Source organism: Rathayibacter sp. AY1B6 (assembly GCF_002932755.1).
Taxonomy (GTDB): domain Bacteria; phylum Actinomycetota; class Actinomycetes; order Actinomycetales; family Microbacteriaceae; genus Rathayibacter.
In genome coordinates this window covers 56346-74291 of the sequence record NZ_PSWL01000011.1, presented here as the reverse complement: position 1 = coordinate 74291, position 17946 = coordinate 56346, and the positions used below count along the sequence as shown (strand labels likewise).

Below are 17946 nucleotides of genomic sequence, written 5' to 3'. Positions count from 1 at the left end.
AGCGACTAGGGCCTTGACAGCCCGGGTGGGTCAGGACTCCTCGACGGCTCCGTAGTGCGAGGTCATGTAGTGGCGCAGCAGCGAACGGCTCTCGTCGATGAAGCGCTGGTCGCCGTGGGGGTCGATGAGGAACGCGCGCGTGAGCAGCGCGTCCGCGACCTCGATGGTCACCTCGAGGCGGAAGGACAGCTGCGCGCCGCCCGGGAGGCCGTACTCGGACGCGAGGATCTCGGCGAAGCGGCGCGCGAAGAACCCGGCCTCGAACGCCTCGCCCGCGACCTCGGGCGCGTGGATCGTGTCGACGAAGCGGATGGAGCGGAAGCCCGGCTCGTTGCGGTGCATCTCGCAGAAGGCGTCGATCGCGCAGTCGACCGCGCCCCACCAGTTGCCCGGGTGGGTGTCGCGGATCTCGGTGATGACGCGTCGGCGGAAGCGCTCGAGGGCCCGCTCGCGCAGCGCCTGGAGGACAGCGATGCGGTCGGGGAAGTAGCGGTAGACCGTGCCGATCGCCGCTCCCGCGCGCTCGGCCACCATCGCCGTGGTCAGGCGGTCGAAGCCGACCTCGTCGACGACGGCGGCCGCCGCGTCGAGCAGCGAGGCGAGACGGGCGGCGCTGCGCACCTGCACCGGCTCGTTGCGGACCTGGGACGATTCACCGAACGGTCGGTCGACGAGGTTTCCAAGAGGCACGGCGGGCTCCTTCGGTCGTGGTTCCTACAATCGTACGCACGCCGACCGCCGGTCGGGGTCGTTTCATCGAAAGTCCCTCGTGTTTCGCGCCCCCGGACGGGCGACGGCTCCGCGGGTCCGATCCACCCGGGAGAAACCATGTGCGGACGCTTCGTCCTCTCGCAGACCACCGCCGACCTGGTGGCGCTCTTCGACATCGACGAGCCGGGCGCCGACCTGCCGGAGCCGTCCTGGAACATCGCGCCGACCCAGCGGATCGCCGTCGTCGCGGAGTCGATGAAGGGGGTCGAGGAGGGCAGCCCGCCGCGACGCCGGCTCGCCGGGGCCCGCTGGGGCCTGGTGCCCCGCTCCGCCGCCGACCCGTCCGCCGGGCCGCCGCTGTTCAACGCCCGGATCGAGTCCGTCGCCGAGAAGCCGTCGTTCCGCGAGTCCTACGCCTCCCGGCGCGCGATCGTGCCCGCCTCGGGCTGGTACGAGTGGCGGGTCGGCGCGGACGGGGCGAAGGCCCCCGTCTACGTCTCGCCGGGCGAGGGCTCCCTCCTCCTCTTCGCCGGTCTCTACGAGTGGTGGCGCTCGGCTCAGCCGGGCGCTCCCTGGCTGCTCTCGGCGACGATCCTCACCCGCCCCTCCGCCGGGCCGCTCGCCGAGGTGCACGAGCGGATGCCGGTGCTGCTGCAGCCGGAGCTGATCGAGGACTGGCTGGACCCGGCCTCCCCCGGGGACGGCGAGCTGCTGCGCGCGGCCGCCGAGGGCGCGGCCGAGCTGGCCGAGGAGCTCGAGGTGCACGGCGTCGGGGCGGCCGTGGGCTCCGTCTCGGTGAACGGCCCCGAGCTGATCGAGCCCGCCGACGCCTGACGATCGCGTGAGAGCGCGATCCGCGGTCCGGCATCCGGTCTGACAGACTGGGCGGATGCCGCTGACGCCCGAGAGCAAGCCCCTGAGCGCAGGCAAGGCCGAGGTCATGCACCGCGCCGCCCGCCTCGAGGATCGACTCCACTCCTTCCGGATGAGGCGCGTCAAGCGCAAGGGCTACGTCCCGCGGGTCATCCCCTACACCGGCTACGGCTCGACCACGCAGCTGCGCGTCCTGGCCCGCGTCCTCTACACGCGGCCGACCCCTCCCGGGGTCGAGGAGGTCCGCCCCGTCGAGGGCGTGCGCGGCTGGCGGAGCTTCACCAGCGTCTTCGTGAGCGGGGCCGTCGTGACCGTCGAGGCCGACGGGCAGACCCATCGGGTGACGGCCGACCGCGGCGGGGTCGTCGACGCGGACCTCCCGATCACGCTCGAGCCCGGCTGGCACACCATCACCTTCTCGACCGCGGGCTCGAAGCCCGTCGAGGCGCCCGTCCTCATCGTGCGTCCGGAGTCGCGGCTCGGAGTCGTCTCGGACGTCGACGACACGGTGATGGTCACCGCGCTCCCCCGCCCCTTCGTCGCCGCCTGGAACACCTTCGTGCTCGACGAGCACGCCCGGATGCCCACGCCCGGCATGGCGGTCTTCCTCGACCGCTTCGCCCGGCAGTACGAGGGCTCCCCCGTCATCTACCTCTCCACGGGCGCGTGGAACGTCGCCCCGGCGCTCACCCGCTTCCTCTCGCGGCACCTGTACCCGGCCGGAGCGCTGCTCCTGACCGACTGGGGCCCCACGCACGACCGCTGGTTCCGCAGCGGCAAGCAGCACAAGGAGATGAACCTCCGCCGACTCGCGGCCGAGTTCCCGGACGTGCGCTGGCTGCTGGTCGGCGACGACGGGCAGCACGACGAGGAGATCTACTCCGACTTCGCGGACGAGCACCCCGACAAGGTCGCGGCGATCGCGATCCGCCAGCTCTCCACCGGCGAGGCGGTGCTCGCGGGCGGCCGCTCCAAGGCCGAGGACCGCTCGCTGACCAGCGGCACGACCTGGGTCTTCGCGCCCGACGGCGCGGGCATCTCCGAGCAGCTGACGGAGCTCGGCATCCTCTGATCCCGCACCGGCTCCGGGAACGACGGAGCCGTCCACTCCCCGGAGGGAGGGACGGCTCCGGTCGATCGGCTCGGACTACGCCTGGTGGGCGGCCTGCAGGTCGAGGGTGATGGTGACCTTCTCGCCGATGAGCACGCCACCGGTCTCGAGGGCCGCGTTGTAGGTCAGACCGAAGTCGGTGCGGTCGATGGTGGCCTTGGCGGTGAGGCCGGCCTTGTAGTTGCCGTACGGGTCGGTGCCGAAGCCGCCGAACTCCACCTCGAAGGTGACGGGCTTGGTGGTGCCCTTGATGGTGAGCTCGCCGTCGACGAGGAAGTCGTCGCCGTTCGGGCGGACGGCGGTGGAGACGAAGTGGATCTCCGGGTACTGCTCGGCCTCGAAGAAGTCGCCGGTGCGGAGGTGGCCGTCGCGGTTGGGCTCGTTGGTGTTGACGGAGGCGACCTCGGCGGTGGCCTCGACCTTGGAGTCGAGCGGGTTCTCGCCGGTGGTGAACGTGGCGGTGAAGCGCTCGAACTTGCCCTTGACCTTGCTGATCATCAGGTGGCGGACGCTGAACGCGACCTCGCTGTGGGTGGGGTCGATGACCCAGGTGCCGGCCTTGTAGCCGGGGATGGTGACGGTGTCGGTCATGGTTTCTCCTCGAGTGTGACGGTCGTCGCGGGGAGAGCGTCCCCGTCCGATGTATGCAAGCGCATCGACGTCGATCAGTATTCCATGTAGCGACAACTATTTCATCCACGTTCCGTCGAAGGATCGGCGGACGCTGCGTGAACACGGGGCGCCGCACCCCCGGGCGGGGGCCGATCCCGCTCCCCCGAGCGCCCGTCAGCGGTCGGCGGGAGCGGGGTTGCGGATGCCGAGGAGGGAGACGACGCCGCCGGCGACCAGGAGGACGGAGGTCGCCACGGCGGCGCGGGAGAAGCCCTCGACGTCGAGCGAGTCGCCGACCACGAGCGAGGTGGCGGCGATGGCGACCAGCCCGGCGATGCGCGAGACCGCGTTGTTCACAGCGGAGCCGACTCCGCTGTGCCCGTCCTCGACCGCGCCGAGGATCGTCGAGGTCAGCGGGGCGACCGTCACCGCGAGGCCGAAGCCGAACAGGAGGATCCCCGGCAGCAGCTGCGTGGCGTAGTCCGCGCCCTCGTCGACGAAGGAGAGCAGGAGGAACCCGGCCGCGGCGATCAGCGGTCCGACGCCCATGAAGAGCCTGGGGCCGAACCGCGCCGACAGCGACCCGGAGACCTGCGAGAGCAGGAGCAGCAGGATCGTCGGCGGGAGCGTCGCGAGCCCGGCCAGGGTCGCCGAGAAGCCGAGGGTCTGCTGCAGGAACAGGCCCAGCGCGAAGAAGCCGAAGGAGAGCGCTCCGTAGACGAACGCCGTCGAGACGTTGCCGACGGTGAAGTTCCGCGAGGCGAAGAGCGAGAGCGGGAGCATCGGGTGCGCCGCGCGCCGCTCCCACACGACGAACGCGACGAGCGCGGCGACTCCCCCGATCAGGGCGGTCAGCACGAGCGGATCCCGGATCCCGAGCCGCTCCTGCTCGATCAGCGCGAACACCGGCCCTCCCAGGCCGATCACCCCGAGCACCGCGCCGACGCCGTCGATCGGCACCCGGGTCCCCGAGTCGACCGCGCCGAGCCTGCGCAGCAGCACGAGCGTCACCGCGATCGGCAGCAGGTTGAGCGCGAAGACGTACCGCCACGATCCCGCGTCCACCAGCAGGCCGCCGAGCACGGGCCCGGCGATCGTCGCCGTGCCGGTCCAGGCCGTCCACGCGCCGATGGTCCGGGCCTGCGCGGCGCCGTGGACGGTCGCGATGATGAGGGCGAGCGAGCTGGGCACGAGGATCGCCCCGGCGGCGCCCTGGAGCATCCGCGCCACGATGAGGACCTCGGCGGTGGTGGCCAGCGCGCACAGCAGCGAGGTGACGCCGAAGCCGATCAGGCCGATGGTCATGCTGCGGGCTCGGCCGATGCGGTCGGCGAGCGAGCCGGCGACCAGGATCAGCGCGCCGAGCGTGATCAGGTACCCGTCGACCACCCACTGCTGCACCGCGAGCCCGCCGCCGAGCTCGCGGGTGATCGCGGGCAGGGCGACATTGACGACGGTGCCGTCGAGGAAGGCGACGAAGGAGGCGAGGACGGCCACCACGAGCACCGCGCGGCGGCGCGTCTCAGCGGGGTCGGCGGAGGTGGTCATGCTCGGGCTCTGCTCACTCGATCACCGTACCGGCGGCCGCCGCTCCCGGGACCGGGAGGGCGGGCATCCGGGCCCCCGAGCGCGGCCGCACGACGGATCCAGACTCGTCGCCTACTCTCGTAGCCATGTCTGCGCAAGGAACCGCCCGCGGCGGCGTGCTCGCCCGGGTCCTCGGGATCGTCGGAGCCAGCCTCGCCGGGGGCCTGCTGATCACGGTCGGGGTCACCCCCGCCCTCGCCGTCACCGGGCTCGCCGAGAACAACCCGATCGGGCTGTTCGAGACGGTGCCCGAGTACCTCGAGCTCGGCCAGCTGGCCCAGAAGACCGAGATCTACGCGAAGCGCACCGACGGCTCGGACGAGCTGCTCGCCTCCTTCTACGCGCAGAACCGCGAGGAGGTGGCCTTCGACCAGGTCAGCCAGTCCGTGAAGGACGCGGCGGTCTCGACCGAGGACCCGCGCTTCTACGACCACGGCGGCGTCGACCTGCAGGGCACGATCCGCGCGGTGCTCAGCAACATCGTCGGCGGGGACCTCCAGGGCGGCTCCTCCATCACCCAGCAGTACGTCAAGAACGTCCTCGTGCAGAAGGCGGAGTCGCTGAGCGCGACCGACGAAGCCGCCTCGGAGGCCGCCTACGAGGAGGCGACCGCGACCACCCCGAGCCGCAAGCTCAAGGAGATGAAGCTCGCCGTCGACCTCGAGAAGAAGTACAGCAAGGACGACATCCTCCTCGGCTACCTCAACATCGCCGGCTTCGGCGGGCAGGTCTACGGGATCCAGGCGGCGGCCGAGTACTACTTCTCGACCACCGCGGCCGACCTGAGCCTGGCTCAGGCCGCGAGCCTGATCGCCACGGTCAACAACCCCAACGGCCTCAGGATCGATCAGCCCGAGAACATCCCGGACAACACGGTCCGCCGCGACTACGTCCTCGGCCAGATGCTGAAGGAGGGGAAGATCTCGCAGGCCGACCACGACGCCGCCGTCGCCGAGGAGGTCGTCCCCGCGATCACGCAGACGCCGACCGGCTGCCAGACGGCCGGCAACGCGGCCTTCTTCTGCGACTACATCACCCGCGTCGTCCAGAACGACCCGGCCTTCGGCGACGACGTGGACACCCGTCTCGCGAACTTCCAGCGCGGCGGCTACAAGATCTACACGACGCTCGACCGCGACCTGCAGGACACCGCGGCCAACGCGACGAACAACGCCGTCCCCAAGGTCCCCACCCTCGACACCAACATCGGCAGCGCGACCGTCTCGATGGAGGTCGGCACCGGCCGGATCCTGGCGATGGTGCAGAACAAGGACTACGACGCGGCCGGTGCCGTGAACGGCGCCAACTTCTCCGCCGTCAACTTCAACACCGACACGGCCTACGGCGGCTCCGCCGGGTTCCAGGTCGGATCGACGTACAAGGTGTTCACGCTTGCGCAGTGGCTGGCGAGCGGACGCACCCTGAACGAGACGATCAACGGCCGCGAGCGCACCTTCTCGGGCTTCCCCGCCAGCTGCGCGCCGGGCGGAGAGCTCGACACCTCGTACGAGGTCAACAACGACGACGGCGAGAACGGCAGCTACAGCGTGCTGACCGGCACGATGCAGTCGATCAACACCGTCTACGTCTCGATGGCGCAGCAGCTCGACCTCTGCGCCATCCGCGACCGCGCGGTCGGCTTCGGCGTGAAGGCGGCCGACGGCGGCGAGGTCGACTACAAGCCGTCCGCCGTCCTCGGCTCGGACACGCTCATCTCCCCGCTCTCGATGGTCACCGCCTTCGCCGGCTTCGCCAACAACGGCACCGCTTGCTCCGCGATCGCCATCGACTCGATCACCGACGCGACCGGTGCCGCCGTCCAGCCGCCGACCTCCACCTGCAACCAGGCCCTCAGCCCCGAGCTGACGGCGGTCGCGAACTACGCTCTGCAGCGCGTCGTCACCAGCGGCACGGCCGCTCAGTCCGACCCGGACGACGGCATCGAGCACATCGGCAAGACGGGCACCACCGACAACGCGGAGTCGACCTGGATGGACGGCGCGAGCTCGCGCGTCGCGACCGTGGTCTGGGTGGGCAACATCGACGGCCACACCTCGATGCGCGAGGTCCGCTTCCCGAACTCCGAGCTCGAGAGCCGCCCCTACGCCTCCAACATCCGCCACTACATCTGGAACTCGGTGATGACCCGCGCCGACCAGAAGTACGGCGGAGACGACTTCGAGGAGCCCAGCAGCGCCCTGCTGAACGGCCGCCAGATCGCCGTGCCGACCGTCTCGGGCCGCTCGATCGACGACGCCACGGAGGCGCTGGAGGACCTCGGCTTCGACGTCGAGGAGGGGGCGACCATCGACTCGTCGCTCCCCGCCGGCGTGGTGGCGGGCACCGACCCGGCCGCGGGCACGACCGTCGCGCGCTACTCCGACATCGCCCTGCTGATCAGCAACGGCTCGCAGGTCCCGGCCCCCGCCACCGAGGCACCGGCTCCGGCGCCGTCCGGCACGGGAGTGCCGGCGACCGAGGCTCCCCCGGCGACGCCCACCGCGACACCGACAGCGACGCCCACGGCGACTCCGACGGCGGAGGTCGAGGAGTGAGCTTCGACGCGGACTTCCTCGGCGTCCCCGCGGCGGCACCTCGCCTGAGGGTCGAGCGCCCCGTGCGGCTCCTGCCGTACACGCACTTCGAGGTGATGCTGGACCCGGAGCGGCGCCTGGCGGTCTCGACGGCCGTGAACATCGACGGCGCGCGCCTCGTCGAGCTCGGCCGCGGCGACGACTGGCACCTCGACGACCGCATCCCCGCCGACGAGCAGACGGGTCCGGAGGTGTACGCCCGCAACGACCTCGACCGCGGCCACCTCGTCCGCCGCCGCGACCCCGTCTGGGGCGACCGGGTCGAGGCCGCCGCGGCCAACCGCGACAGCTTCTGCTACACGAACGCCGCGCCCCAGGCGAGCGGCTTCAACCAGTCGCAGGAGCTGTGGCTCGGGCTCGAGACGCTGGTGCTCGACTACGCGCAGACCTGGCGCACCCGCCTGAGCGTCTTCACCGGGCCCGTGCTCGCGGACGACGACCCGGTCTACCGCGGCACGGGCATCCCCCGCCGCTTCTGGAAGATCGCGGCGTGGAGCCCGGACGGATCGACGCTCGCGACGAGCGCGTACCTGCTCGATCAGAGCGAGCTCGTGGAGCGGGTGCGCGAGGGCCTGGTGCCGCTCGGCGGCTTCAGGACGTTCCAGCTGCCCGTCGCCGCGATCGGCGAGCTGACCGGTCTCGATGTGGACCTCCTCGCCGAGGCCGACGTGCTCGGCGCGGCAGGACTCCGGCCGGAGCCGTGGCGCGAGCTCGTGGAGCCGTCCGACGTGGCGAGCGGCCTCCTCCCCCGCTGAGACCCCGCCGGGGGCAGGATGGGCGGATGAGCACCCCCGTCCTCGTCGAGATCGCCTCCCGTACCGTCGTCCTCCGCGACCCGGAGGGTCCGCTCGTCCGCGTGGACGAGGCGGGCTACCTCCGCGGCGACGGCGTCTTCGAGACCCTCGCGGTCCTCGACGGACGTCCCCGCGCACTCCCCGAGCACCTCGAGCGGCTGGCCGGGTCGGCCCGGGCCGTCGGGCTGGCGATCCCGGAGGCGTTGCTCTGGTCCCGAGCGGTCGACCTCGCCGTGGCGGAGCACGACCGGGTTGACGACCTGACGATCCGCTTCATCGCCGCGCACGGCTCGGGCGACGCCGCCCGGTGCACCGTCCGCGCGGCTCCGACTCCCGACTCGAGCGCGCTCCGGGAGAAGGGCGCGGCTGTCGTCGTGCTCGACCGCGGCTACGCGAGCGGTCCGCTCGCGCCGTGGCTGCTCCCGGGCGTCAAGACGACCTCGGGCGCCGTCACCCGGGCGGCGCTGCGCGAGGCGGCCTCGCGGGGCGCGGACGACGTTCTCTGGCGCACGAGCGACGGGCTGCTCCTCGAGGGGGCGACGTCCAGCCTGGTGCTCCTCGCCGACGGGGCGCTCACGACCCCGCTCTCGGGCAGCGTGCTCGCCGGCACGACGGTCGAGCGGATCCTCGCGCTGGGCGAGCACCGCGGTCTCGCGTCCTCGCGTCGCGAGCTGCCGGTCTCGGCGCTCACCGGCGCCGATGCGGCCTGGCTGGTGTCGAGCACCCGGCGGGCGATCCCCGTCCGCTCGGTCGACGGGGCACCGCTCGCGATCGACGCCGGCCTGACAGCGGCGTTCGAGGCGGGGCTGCTCGCCGACTGACCGCGGCGGCGGCTCGGACTCCCGGCGCCTCAGGCCGCTGCGGCCAGCGCGTGGGAGGTGTGCGGGCCGACGCCGGCCTCCTCCGCGTCGCCGAGGTCGGCGAGCGTGTCGACGTCCAGCCGCAGCGTCGACGAGCCGGGCAGCACGACGACGGTGCAGCCCGCGTCGCGGTGCCGGGAGAGAGAGCCCGGGCCGAACGCCGGAGCGACGAGGGCTCCGGCCGCCAGCAGGAGCGCGGTGGTGCCGCTCCCCTCGCGGTCCGGGACGACGGCCGGGAGCGACCGCGTCGCGAGCGCCTCGGAGAGGTCCGACGGCAGCAGGGCGGGCAGGTCCCCGGTCAGCACGATCACCGGGGCGCTGGGCCGGCGGTGCAGGGCGGCCTCGGCTCCCGCGGACACCGAGGCGTCGAGGGTCCCCGGGTCGGGCACCACCACCAGCTGGGGGTGCTCCGCCCGGGCGCGGTCGGCCGCACCGGCGTCGGAGGTGACCAGGAGCAGGCTCGCCACAGGCTCCGCGGCGGCCACGGCGGCGAGCGTGTCCAGGAGGAACGCCTCGGCCAGCGCCGCGCGGCCCGGCACGTCGAGGCGCGTCTTCGAGCCGCCGCGCCCCTTGAAGACGACGACCGCACTCCAGCCGGTCACGCGCGCTCCTCGCGCGCGGCGGCTCCGGCCGCGAAGCCCTCGGCGTAGGCCTCGTCGGCGCCGAGGCGGAACATGTCCTCGGGACCCGTGCGGGTCAGCGTGCGGGCGCCGGGGCTCCCGACCCCCGTCACCAGGCGTGCGAGCCCGCGGACGACGGCGACGGGTCGACCGCTCGCCTTGCCCTTCACCAGGTCGCCGAGCGCGGCGATCTCGTCCGCCACGGCCGGCATGGTCACTCCGAGCGTGCGCCCCAGGGCGTCGACACCGCCGCGGAGGTCGTCGATCACGAGGACGCCCGCGGCTCCGATGGCCGCGTCGGTCTGCCCGACCCGCCAGGCGCGGCCGAGGGTGTCGCTGACCAGCACGCCCACCTCCACGCCGAGCCGCTCCCGGAGGCCCGCGCAGAGGGCCCGCGCCGAGGCGTCCGGGTCGACGGGGAGGAGGAGGACCGTCCCCTCCGCGACGTTGCTGGCGTCGACTCCGGCCGCTGCCTGCACGATCCCGAGTCGGTTCTCCACGATGCGGGTGACGCCGGATCCGTGCGCCCGGGTGGCGACGACGCGGACGGTCTCGGCCGTGATCGCGTCCTCGCGGTCGGTCGCGGCGACGACGCGCCCCTCCGCCTTCGAGACGATCTTGCTCGTGACGACGAGGATGTCGCCGTCCGCGGGCCGGTCCTCCTCCTCGGCGGCGGCGACGGCCGCGAGGATCAGCTCGAGCAGGTCGTCGCCGGGAGTCACCTCCGGGATGCCGTCGAGGGCCCAGGCCTGCACGCGCGTCTCGCTCACCGGTCCATTCTCCCGGCTGCCGCGGGCGCACGGGTCCACGGCCCGAGATCGCCCGCGTGGACGATCGGCGGCGCCTCAGCCGGCGGCGAGGTACGCGGCGACCGCGGGCGGCACGTAGGGGGCTACGTCGCCGCCGAGGGAGGAGACCTGCCGCACCAGCGAGCTCGACACGTGGGCGTGCGCGGGATCGGGCAGGAGGAACACCGTCTCGACGTGTGCGAGGTTGCGGTTCACGATCGCCATCGGGGTCTCGTACGCCACGTCGACCTGCGAGCGGATGCCCTTCACCAGGATGCTCGCACCGACGTCGGTGCAGTAGTCGACGAGCAGTCCCATGCTCCACGAGGCGACGACGATCCGCCCCTCGACCCCCGCCTCCGCGATCGACTGCTCGATGAGCGAGACGCGCTGGGCGATCGGCAGCAGCGCCGTCTTGGCGGGGTTGTGCACCACCACCACGTGCAGCTCGTCGACCAGGCGCGCGGCCCGCTCGATCACGTCGAGATGACCGAGGGTCACGGGGTCGAAGGAGCCGGGGACGACGGCGATGCGGGCCATGCCGACAGAGTAGCGGGCGCGCACCGCCTAGCTCTTGGCGAGGAACTCCCGGTCGCGGTCCTGCACGCGGCGCTCGAGCGCGGCACGGAGCCGGTCGTGCGCGGCGAGCGACGGGTCCTCCGCGAGGAGCCGCTCGGCCAGCGCCCGCGCCTCCACGATGACGTCGGCGTCCTGCACCACCCGCAGCAGGCGGAGCGACGATCGCCCGCCGGACTGCGAGTCGCCCAGCACGTCGCCCTCGCGGCGCAGCTCCAGGTCGACCTCGGCGAGCGCGAAGCCGTCGAGCGTCGCGGCGACCGCCTCCACCCGCTCGCGCGCGACCGTCCCCGCCTCCGCCGCCGTCACGAACAGGCACACCCCCGCGACGCCGCCGCGCCCGATGCGCCCGCGGAGCTGGTGCAGCTGCGAGACCCCGAACCGCTCCGCGTCGAGCACGACCATCATCGAGGCGTTCGGCACGTCCACGCCGACCTCGATGACCGTCGTCGACACCAGGACGTCGATCTCCCCCGCGGCGAAGGAGCGCATCACGGCGTCCTTCTCCTCCGTCGTCATCCGCCCGTGCAGCGCGGCCGACCGCCGCTTCCCGAGCAGCGGATGCGCGCGCACGCCCTCCAGCGTCGCCGCGACGGTCGTGAGCGGCGCGGCGGCGTCCTCCTCGGGCGGCTGCGCGCCCTCGGCGGGCTCCCCCGGCTCGATCGCCGGGCAGACGAGGTAGACCTGGTGGCCCGAGCGGATCTCCTCCTCGGCGCGCTCCCACGCCCGCGCGATCCACGCGGGATGGTCGGCGAGCGGCACCACGTGGCTCGTGATGCCGGGGCGCCCCGCGGGGAGCTCGCGGATGGTCGAGGTGTCGAGATCGCCGAAGACCGTCATGGCCACGGTGCGCGGGATGGGCGTGGCCGTCAGCACCAGCACGTGCGGCGGGGTGGCGCCCTTCCGGCGCAGGGCGTCGCGCTGGTCGACGCCGAAGCGGTGCTGCTCGTCGATCACGACGAGGCCCAGGTCGTAGAAGGAGACCGCGTCGCCGAGGAGGGCGTGCGTGCCGACGACGATCTTCGCCGTGCCCGAGACGATCCGGAGGAGGGCCGCGCGTCGCTGCGCCGCCCCCAGTCCGCCGGTGAGGAGGGTCGGCACCAGCTCGGCCGCGAGCTCCGGACCGAGCGTCCTCGCGATCGAGCGGAGGTGCTGCCCCGCGAGCACCTCGGTGGGAGCGAGCAGCGCCGCCTGACCTCCGCTCTCGGCCGTGGCGAGCATCGCCCGGAGCGCGACGAGGGTCTTGCCGGAGCCCACCTCGCCCTGCACCAGCCGCGTCATCGGGCTCTCGGCGGCCAGGTCGACGGCGATCTCGTGCCCCACCGCGGTCTGGTCGCCGGTGAGGGCGAACGGCAGCGCCGCGTCGAAGCGCTCGAGCAGCCCGCCGGGGCCGGGCACGCGGGCGGTGGCAGGGCTGCTCCGCGCCGACGCCCGGCGCTCGAGCAGCGCGAGCTGCAGGAGGAACGCCTCGTGGAAGCGCAGCGTCTCGCGCGCCTGCGACTCCTCGCCCTCCCGCTGCGGGCGGTGGATCAGCTCCAGCGCCTCGCCGAGGCCCAGCAGCGAGCGCCCGGCGCGCACCTGCTCGGGCATCGGGTCCGGCACGTCGCGCAGGCCGTCCAGCAGCACGCCGATCGCGGCCTGGAGCTGCCAGCTCGAGATCGCGCTGGTCGCCGGGTAGATCGGGATCGGCCGCTCCGCCCAGTCCTTCGCGAGCTCACCGCCTCCCGTCTCCGTCGCGGCGGCCTCCTCGTCGTCGAACAGGCGGTAGTCGGGATGAGTGAGCTGCGGGGTGTCGCGGAACATCGAGACCGTGCCCGCGAAGATCCCGCGCACACCGCGGTGCAGCTTGGCCGCGCGCCAGGGCTGTCCGAAGAACGTCAGCGAGAGCGTGCCCGAGCCGTCCGAGATGACGACCTCGAGCAGGGTGCCGCGCCGGTTGCGCATCGGGCGCTCGCGCACCTCGCGCACCTCTGCCACGATCGTCACGCTCTCGCCCACCGGGAGGCGCGAGAGCGCCGTCAGCTCGCCCCGCTTCGCGTAGCGGCGCGGGTAGTGGCCCAGGAGCTCGCCGACCGTGCGGTACCCGAAGGCCTTCTCGACCGCGCTCGCCGTGCGCGGCCCGATCAGCGGCGCGAGCGAGGCGTCGAGAGGGTCCGGGATCACCTAGCGATCATAGGTCGGACCTCGGACGCGCGAGCCGGGCGACCGGGTCCAGCGCCGAGCGGGGCACGACCGTTGCGAGCAGCCGCCGACCGGGACCCGCGGAGCCGCGGAGAGCGGCGGCCACAGCGGTCGCGTCGTCCCACGCCTCCGACTCGCTCGCGGACGGCGAGTAGCGCCGGCGCTCGACGCGCTCCCGTAGCCCCTGCAGACGTGCCGCTGCTCCGGGGTCGAGGGCGGGAGCCATGCGGGCCTCCTGCGCGCGCGGCGACTCCGTGTCCTCCACGGGGACGCCCAGGTCGCGGGCGGTCGCCAGCAGCTCGGCCCATGCGGCCTCGACGGAGCCGGAGCGCGCGGACCGGCGCCGCAGCGCCCGCTGGACGGCGCGCATCAGCCAGGGGACGAGCACGAGCAGCAGGAGGAGCACCCAGAGCGTCGCCGCGGGAGCAGCCGTGGTGCTGGAGGCGCCGACGGCGCCGGGGGTCGGCGTGGCCGACGCGGCGGTCGGAGTGGGCGTCGCGGCGGGAGCGCTGGTCGCACCGGGCGCGGTGGTCGCGGTCGAGCCCGGGGCGGTGGGGCCCAAGGACGCCGTGGCGCTCGGCAGGGTGTACGAGGCCGGGGCCCCGCGGCTGGGCGTCGGCTCGAAGGGCAGCCAGCCGACCCCCTCGAAGTAGAGCTCGGGCCAGGCGTGCAGGTCGGAGGAGAGGACGCGGTAGGTGGTCAGGTCGCTGCCGCCGGAGGGCACGACGGAGCCGGGCTGGTAGCCGATGGCGAGCCGCGACGGGATCCCGAGCTCGCGCGCCATCACCGCCATCGCCGAGGCGAAGTGGACGCAGTAGCCCTCCTTCGTCGTCAGGAAGGCCGAGAGCACGCCGACTCCGTCGCCGTCGTAGCCCTCCTCCACCGGGGTGTCCTCGGAGTAGCGGAACTCGGACGAGCGGAAGTACGTCTGCAGCGCGCGCGCCCGGTCGTAGGCGGTCGGAGCCTCCGCCGTGACCTCCTCGGCGGTGGTGCGGACGATCTCGGGCACGTCGTCGGGGAGCGAGAGGTACCGGTCGACTCCGGACGGCGCGGGCGCGGCGAGCAGCTGCTGCGGGTCGGGCTCGAGCCGCAGCGCCTGCACCTGGTAGTCGTCTCCGGAGCGGGTCGTCGCGTCGCCGCGGATCGAACCGTCCTGCACGTCCTGGAGCCAGCCGTCGCCGACGCCCGTCAGCGACGAGACCGGATACGGCACGGGGAGCCACTGGCTCCGCAGCGTCTCCACCGAGACGTCGACCTCCTCCGCCTCGCGCGGCACGCTCTCGGAGAGCCCCTCGGGCGCGATCGGCGCCTCGATCGGAGCGGTCTGCTCCGTCTCGCTCGGCGCCCAGTCGTCACCGTCGAAGTCCGAGACGGTCAGCACACGGAGGTAGACGGGCAGGTCGGAGTCGGTGGCGTAGCGCAGCACGGTCACGGGGTTCGGGCGGCGCAGGTCCGCGCCGAGAGCGACCACCGGGTCGATCGCGCCGTTGAAGAGGCTGCCGGAGACGCCCGAGGGGGCGGTGGTGCGCGCGTAGCCTGCCGCCGACCCGGCGACGACTCCCGCGCCCAGGACGACGACGGTCACGGCCGCGAAGGCGGGCAGCACGGCCGAGGCCGCGCTCGGGCCGCTCGAGCGGCGCGGGGCGGCAGTGGCGGCGAGCACGCCCGCGTAGGCGAGCGCGGTGACGACGAGGCTCGCCCAGGACACCTCGGAGGGGTCCACGATCGCCGGCACCGCCAGCAGAGCCGCGGGGAACAGCCCGGCCAGGGCGGGGAGGCGGACGGAGAAGGCGAACAGGTCGGCCGCCCAGGCGAGCACGACCACCCCGCCGATCAGGAGGAACGAGATGCCGTCGTCGGCGACGGCCGGGAGCCCCTGCTGGGCGATGGACTGGAAGCCGCCCTGCGCGAGCGCCTCCGCCTGCGCGACGGCGCCGGGCGTGGGGATCACGAACAGCAGGGCCCGACCGGGCACGAACATCGCGGTCAGCACGCCGACCATCGTCAGCGTGCCGAGGATCGGCGGGACGACGGGGTGCACGCGCAGAGCCCGGGCGGCGGCCGGGACGCCGAGCACCACGGCGACCGCGCTCGCGAGGAGCACCAGCCAGTCGACGCCGACGAGGAGCCGCCCGATCCCGGCGGCGGCGGCCGTGATCGCGAGGAAGAGCAGACCGCTCAGAGGAGCCGACCCGGCGCGCGGATCGCTCTCGACGCGGCGGCTCACGCCACCACCCGCAGAGCGAGAGCCTGCGCCCACGCCTCCTCGACGGAGGCGCTCGGGTCGACGGACACCGCGTACCAGCCGAGCGAGGCGAGAGCCGCCTCCTCCTCGACGGTGCCGGCGACGACGAAGGCGATCGCCGGGCGCGACTGCGCCGCCAGGGAGGAGAGGGCGTCGAGGTCCGACTCGAGGAGGCGGGTGAGCACGGCGAAGACCGGGCGCACTCCCCCGGTGTCGCGCATGTCGGCCGAGATCCGGGTCACCGCGTCGACCGACTCGCGCGAGGGCGCCAGCTCGGCCAGGCGCAGCAGCACGTCGTGCGCCACCTCGCGCTCGTCCTCCGAGTGCTCCGGCTCGCCGTCCGCACCCGTCTCGACGAGGTGGGTCTCGAAGCCGCGGTCGAGCAGGTGGACCGCGAGGGAGGCCGTCATCGACACCGCCCACTCGAGCCGGTCGTCACCGCGCCGCTCGAGAACGCGCTCGGCGCGGGTCTCGAGGAGGATCCACGCGTGGGGATCCGTGTTCTGCTCGTCCTGGCGGACCATGAGCTCGCCGGAGCGGGCGCTCGCCCGCCAGTGCACCCGGCGCATCGCGTCGCCCGGGCGGTAGTCGCGCGGGATCACGTCGTCCGTGCCGGCGCCGGCCGTCGCGTGCGCGACCGGGCTCGATCCGCCTGCTCCGTGCGCGTCCAGCACGTCGCTCTGGAGCGGCACGACCCGCGGAGTCACGACGAACGGCTGCACCGCCCCCACGACGCTCTCCCGGAGCGCGAGCCCGAGGCCGTCGCCGCGCACCAGGCGCAGCGGGCCGATGCGGTGGATCCCGCGCCGCTCGGCGAGCAGACGGTAGCGGGCGCGCACACGCCCGCCCGACGGGACGCCCGGGAGCCCGAAGACCCCCTCGGCGACCGGCCGGCCGACGACCACCCCGCGCTCCACGCGCTCGAGGCGGTCGTGGGCGCGGGCGCCGCTGCGGACGGCGCGGCCGCGGTTCTCGAGCAGCACGTCGACCTCCACCACGTCACCGGCCGCGACGGTCTGGGGAGCGAAGCGGCGCTGCACCCGGAACGACGCCGGCGCCAGGAGCAGGGAGACGAGTGCGCCCAGGGGCAGGCCCAGCAGCACCAGGCCGACGAACAGCAGCTCGCGGAACTCCGACAGCGGCGCGATCACCACTCCCGCGACGCCCAGCAGCACGAGCGCCCAGCCGCGCAGCGTCAGCGCGACCCCGCGGAGCGCGGGCAGTCCGCCGAGACGGGACGACGGCGTCTCGGTCGGGCGGGCCTCAGTCGCCACGGTTGCCGAAGGGGACGGGGGTGGCCGCGACGATGCGCTGCACGATCTCGGTGACCGAGTGCGAGGATCCGGCGCCGGAGCGGCCGGGGAGGCGCGTCGCGGGCAGGAGGCGGTGGCCGAGGACGGTGACGGCGAGCGCGTCGACGTCGTCCGGCACGACGAAGTCGCGGTCGCTGAGGGCGGCGAGCGCTTTCGCGGCGGCGATCAGCTGGAGCGTGGCGCGAGGGCTCCCCCCGAGCCGCAGCTCGGGGTCGACGCGGGTCGCCTGCATGATCGCCACCACGTACTCCTGCACGGGCGGTGCGACGTACACGGAGCGCACGTAGGCCATCATCCGCTCGAGCTCGGCGAGGCCGACGACGGGCCGCAGCTCCTCGAGCGGGCTGGCCGAGTCGCGGGTGCGGATCATCTCGAGCTCGGCGCGCTCGTCGGGGTAGCCGAGCGAGAGGCGGGCCATGAAGCGGTCGCGCTGGGCCTCGGGCAGCGAGTAGGTGCCCTCCATCTCGACCGGGTTCTGCGTCGCGATCACGGCGAAGGGGCGCGGGAGGAGGTGGGTGGTGCCGTCGACCGAGACCTGACGCTCCTCCATGCACTCCAGCAGCGCCGACTGCGTCTTGGGCGAGGCCCGGTTGATCTCGTCGCCGATCAGGATGTTCGCGAAGACCGGGCCCGGCTTGAACTCGAAGTCGCGGGTCGCCTGGTTGTAGACCGAGACCCCCGTGACGTCGGAGGGGAGGAGGTCGGGCGTGAACTGGATGCGCGCCACGCTGCCGCCGACCGAGGCCGCCAGCGACTTCGCCAGGACCGTCTTGCCGGTGCCGGGGACGTCCTCCATCAGGAGGTGCCCGCCGGCGAGGAACACCGTCAGCGCCATCGAGACCTCGGCCGCTTTGCCGTCGATCACGCGGGTGAGGTTCCCGAGGACGGCGCCGCAGTGCGCCGTGAACTCCTCGCGGGTCAGGGGCGTCTCGGGTACAGCTCGGCGGCCGACAGCGGAGCGGGTGTCTTCGAGCGACGTCATAGCTACGGATTCTCGCAGTCCTGACGGGAAAAGGGTCCAGGTTCCGCGAGTTCGCAGTGTGCCGCCAGGCGGGAGCCGCTCGGCGGCCGCAGGACGCCG

The 17946-nt window shown here is 73.6% G+C and carries 15 protein-coding genes; 5 read left to right on the top strand and 10 right to left on the bottom strand.

The window, feature by feature from the left end; translation table 11 throughout:
• Positions 1 to 30 precede the first annotated feature (30 nt).
• Positions 31 to 690, bottom strand: a complete 660-nt coding sequence (locus C5D08_RS07840; RefSeq protein ID WP_104276549.1) for a TetR/AcrR family transcriptional regulator — start codon at positions 688 to 690, stop codon at positions 31 to 33.
• 138 nt (positions 691 to 828) lie between these two features.
• Here C5D08_RS07840 and C5D08_RS07835 point away from each other — a divergent pair, with 138 nt between their 5' ends.
• Together C5D08_RS07835 and C5D08_RS07830 are read left to right on the top strand one after the other, a co-directional pair.
• Complete coding sequence (locus tag C5D08_RS07835) at positions 829 to 1545, top strand: SOS response-associated peptidase (protein WP_104276548.1); 717 nt, start codon at positions 829 to 831, stop codon at positions 1543 to 1545.
• A 55-nt stretch (positions 1546 to 1600) separates the two neighbouring features.
• Positions 1601 to 2656: an App1 family protein gene (locus C5D08_RS07830; RefSeq protein ID WP_258067355.1), complete on the top strand. Its 1056-nt coding sequence runs from the start codon at positions 1601 to 1603 to the stop codon at positions 2654 to 2656.
• Between the two features lie 75 nt (positions 2657 to 2731).
• Here the strand turns inward: C5D08_RS07830 and C5D08_RS07825 are convergent, their stop codons facing one another.
• Positions 2732 to 3286, bottom strand: coding sequence for a YceI family protein (locus C5D08_RS07825; RefSeq protein ID WP_104237910.1), 555 nt, complete (start codon positions 3284 to 3286; stop codon positions 2732 to 2734).
• Positions 3287 to 3481: 195 nt separating this feature from the next.
• Positions 3482 to 4855 carry a DHA2 family efflux MFS transporter permease subunit gene (locus C5D08_RS07820; protein ID WP_104276547.1) on the bottom strand — a complete coding sequence of 458 codons (1374 nt, stop codon included), beginning with the start codon at positions 4853 to 4855 and terminating at the stop codon, positions 3482 to 3484.
• Positions 4856 to 4980: 125 nt separating this feature from the next.
• Between C5D08_RS07820 and C5D08_RS07815 the strand changes: the two genes are divergently transcribed.
• From C5D08_RS07815 to C5D08_RS07805, 3 genes are read left to right on the top strand one after another with little or no spacing between them, the layout of a single operon-like run.
• Complete coding sequence (locus C5D08_RS07815; protein ID WP_104276546.1) at positions 4981 to 7449, top strand: penicillin-binding protein; 2469 nt, start codon at positions 4981 to 4983, stop codon at positions 7447 to 7449.
• Entirely contained in the window at positions 7446 to 8243 is a 798-nt protein-coding gene (locus tag C5D08_RS07810) for a DNA/RNA non-specific endonuclease (protein ID WP_308471629.1), read from the top strand. Before C5D08_RS07815 ends, C5D08_RS07810 begins: the two co-directional genes overlap by 4 nt.
• A 26-nt stretch (positions 8244 to 8269) precedes the next feature.
• On the top strand, positions 8270 to 9103 hold the full coding sequence (locus C5D08_RS07805; RefSeq protein ID WP_104276545.1) for an aminotransferase class IV: 834 nt from the start codon (positions 8270 to 8272) through the stop codon (positions 9101 to 9103).
• A 29-nt stretch (positions 9104 to 9132) separates the two neighbouring features.
• On the opposite strand, the gene cofC is transcribed toward C5D08_RS07805, so the two are convergent.
• The 7 genes from cofC to C5D08_RS07770 form a co-directional block, all read right to left on the bottom strand.
• Positions 9133 to 9744, bottom strand: a complete 612-nt coding sequence (gene cofC, locus C5D08_RS07800; RefSeq protein WP_104276544.1) for a 2-phospho-L-lactate guanylyltransferase — start codon at positions 9742 to 9744, stop codon at positions 9133 to 9135.
• Positions 9741 to 10532 carry a coenzyme F420-0:L-glutamate ligase gene (locus tag C5D08_RS07795; RefSeq protein ID WP_258064989.1) on the bottom strand — a complete coding sequence of 264 codons (792 nt, stop codon included), beginning with the start codon at positions 10530 to 10532 and terminating at the stop codon, positions 9741 to 9743. Before C5D08_RS07795 ends, cofC begins: the two co-directional genes overlap by 4 nt.
• Before the next feature lie 75 nt (positions 10533 to 10607).
• Entirely contained in the window at positions 10608 to 11090 is a 483-nt protein-coding gene (gene coaD, locus C5D08_RS07790; RefSeq protein WP_104223138.1) for a pantetheine-phosphate adenylyltransferase, read from the bottom strand.
• A 27-nt stretch (positions 11091 to 11117) separates the two neighbouring features.
• Positions 11118 to 13289 carry an ATP-dependent DNA helicase RecG gene (locus C5D08_RS07785; protein WP_374953931.1) on the bottom strand — a complete coding sequence of 724 codons (2172 nt, stop codon included), beginning with the start codon at positions 13287 to 13289 and terminating at the stop codon, positions 11118 to 11120.
• 7 nt (positions 13290 to 13296) lie between these two features.
• Positions 13297 to 15534: a DUF3488 and transglutaminase-like domain-containing protein gene (locus C5D08_RS07780; RefSeq protein WP_104276543.1), complete on the bottom strand. Its 2238-nt coding sequence runs from the start codon at positions 15532 to 15534 to the stop codon at positions 13297 to 13299.
• On the bottom strand, positions 15531 to 16826 hold the full coding sequence (locus C5D08_RS07775) for a DUF58 domain-containing protein (RefSeq protein ID WP_104276542.1): 1296 nt from the start codon (positions 16824 to 16826) through the stop codon (positions 15531 to 15533). The genes C5D08_RS07780 and C5D08_RS07775 overlap by 4 nt, the downstream gene beginning before the upstream one ends.
• Positions 16816 to 17847: a MoxR family ATPase gene (locus C5D08_RS07770; protein ID WP_104276541.1), complete on the bottom strand. Its 1032-nt coding sequence runs from the start codon at positions 17845 to 17847 to the stop codon at positions 16816 to 16818. The genes C5D08_RS07775 and C5D08_RS07770 overlap by 11 nt, the downstream gene beginning before the upstream one ends.
• Positions 17848 to 17946: the final 99 nt, after the last annotated feature.

What these genes read in the sequence shown, in the direction of transcription:
- C5D08_RS07835 (WP_104276548.1), top strand. Translation starts at nt 829, where the DNA reads ATGTGCGGACGCTTCGTCCTCTCGCAGACCACCGCCGACCTGGTGGCG.
- C5D08_RS07830 (WP_258067355.1), top strand. Translation starts at nt 1,601, where the DNA reads ATGCCGCTGACGCCCGAGAGCAAGCCCCTGAGCGCAGGCAAGGCCGAG.
- C5D08_RS07825 (WP_104237910.1), bottom strand. Translation starts at nt 3,286, where the DNA reads ATGACCGACACCGTCACCATCCCCGGCTACAAGGCCGGCACCTGGGTC.
- C5D08_RS07820 (WP_104276547.1), bottom strand. Translation starts at nt 4,855, where the DNA reads ATGACCACCTCCGCCGACCCCGCTGAGACGCGCCGCCGCGCGGTGCTC.
- C5D08_RS07815 (WP_104276546.1), top strand. Translation starts at nt 4,981, where the DNA reads ATGTCTGCGCAAGGAACCGCCCGCGGCGGCGTGCTCGCCCGGGTCCTC.
- C5D08_RS07805 (WP_104276545.1), top strand. Translation starts at nt 8,270, where the DNA reads ATGAGCACCCCCGTCCTCGTCGAGATCGCCTCCCGTACCGTCGTCCTC.
- coaD (WP_104223138.1), bottom strand. Translation starts at nt 11,090, where the DNA reads ATGGCCCGCATCGCCGTCGTCCCCGGCTCCTTCGACCCCGTGACCCTC.
- C5D08_RS07770 (WP_104276541.1), bottom strand. Translation starts at nt 17,847, where the DNA reads ATGACGTCGCTCGAAGACACCCGCTCCGCTGTCGGCCGCCGAGCTGTA.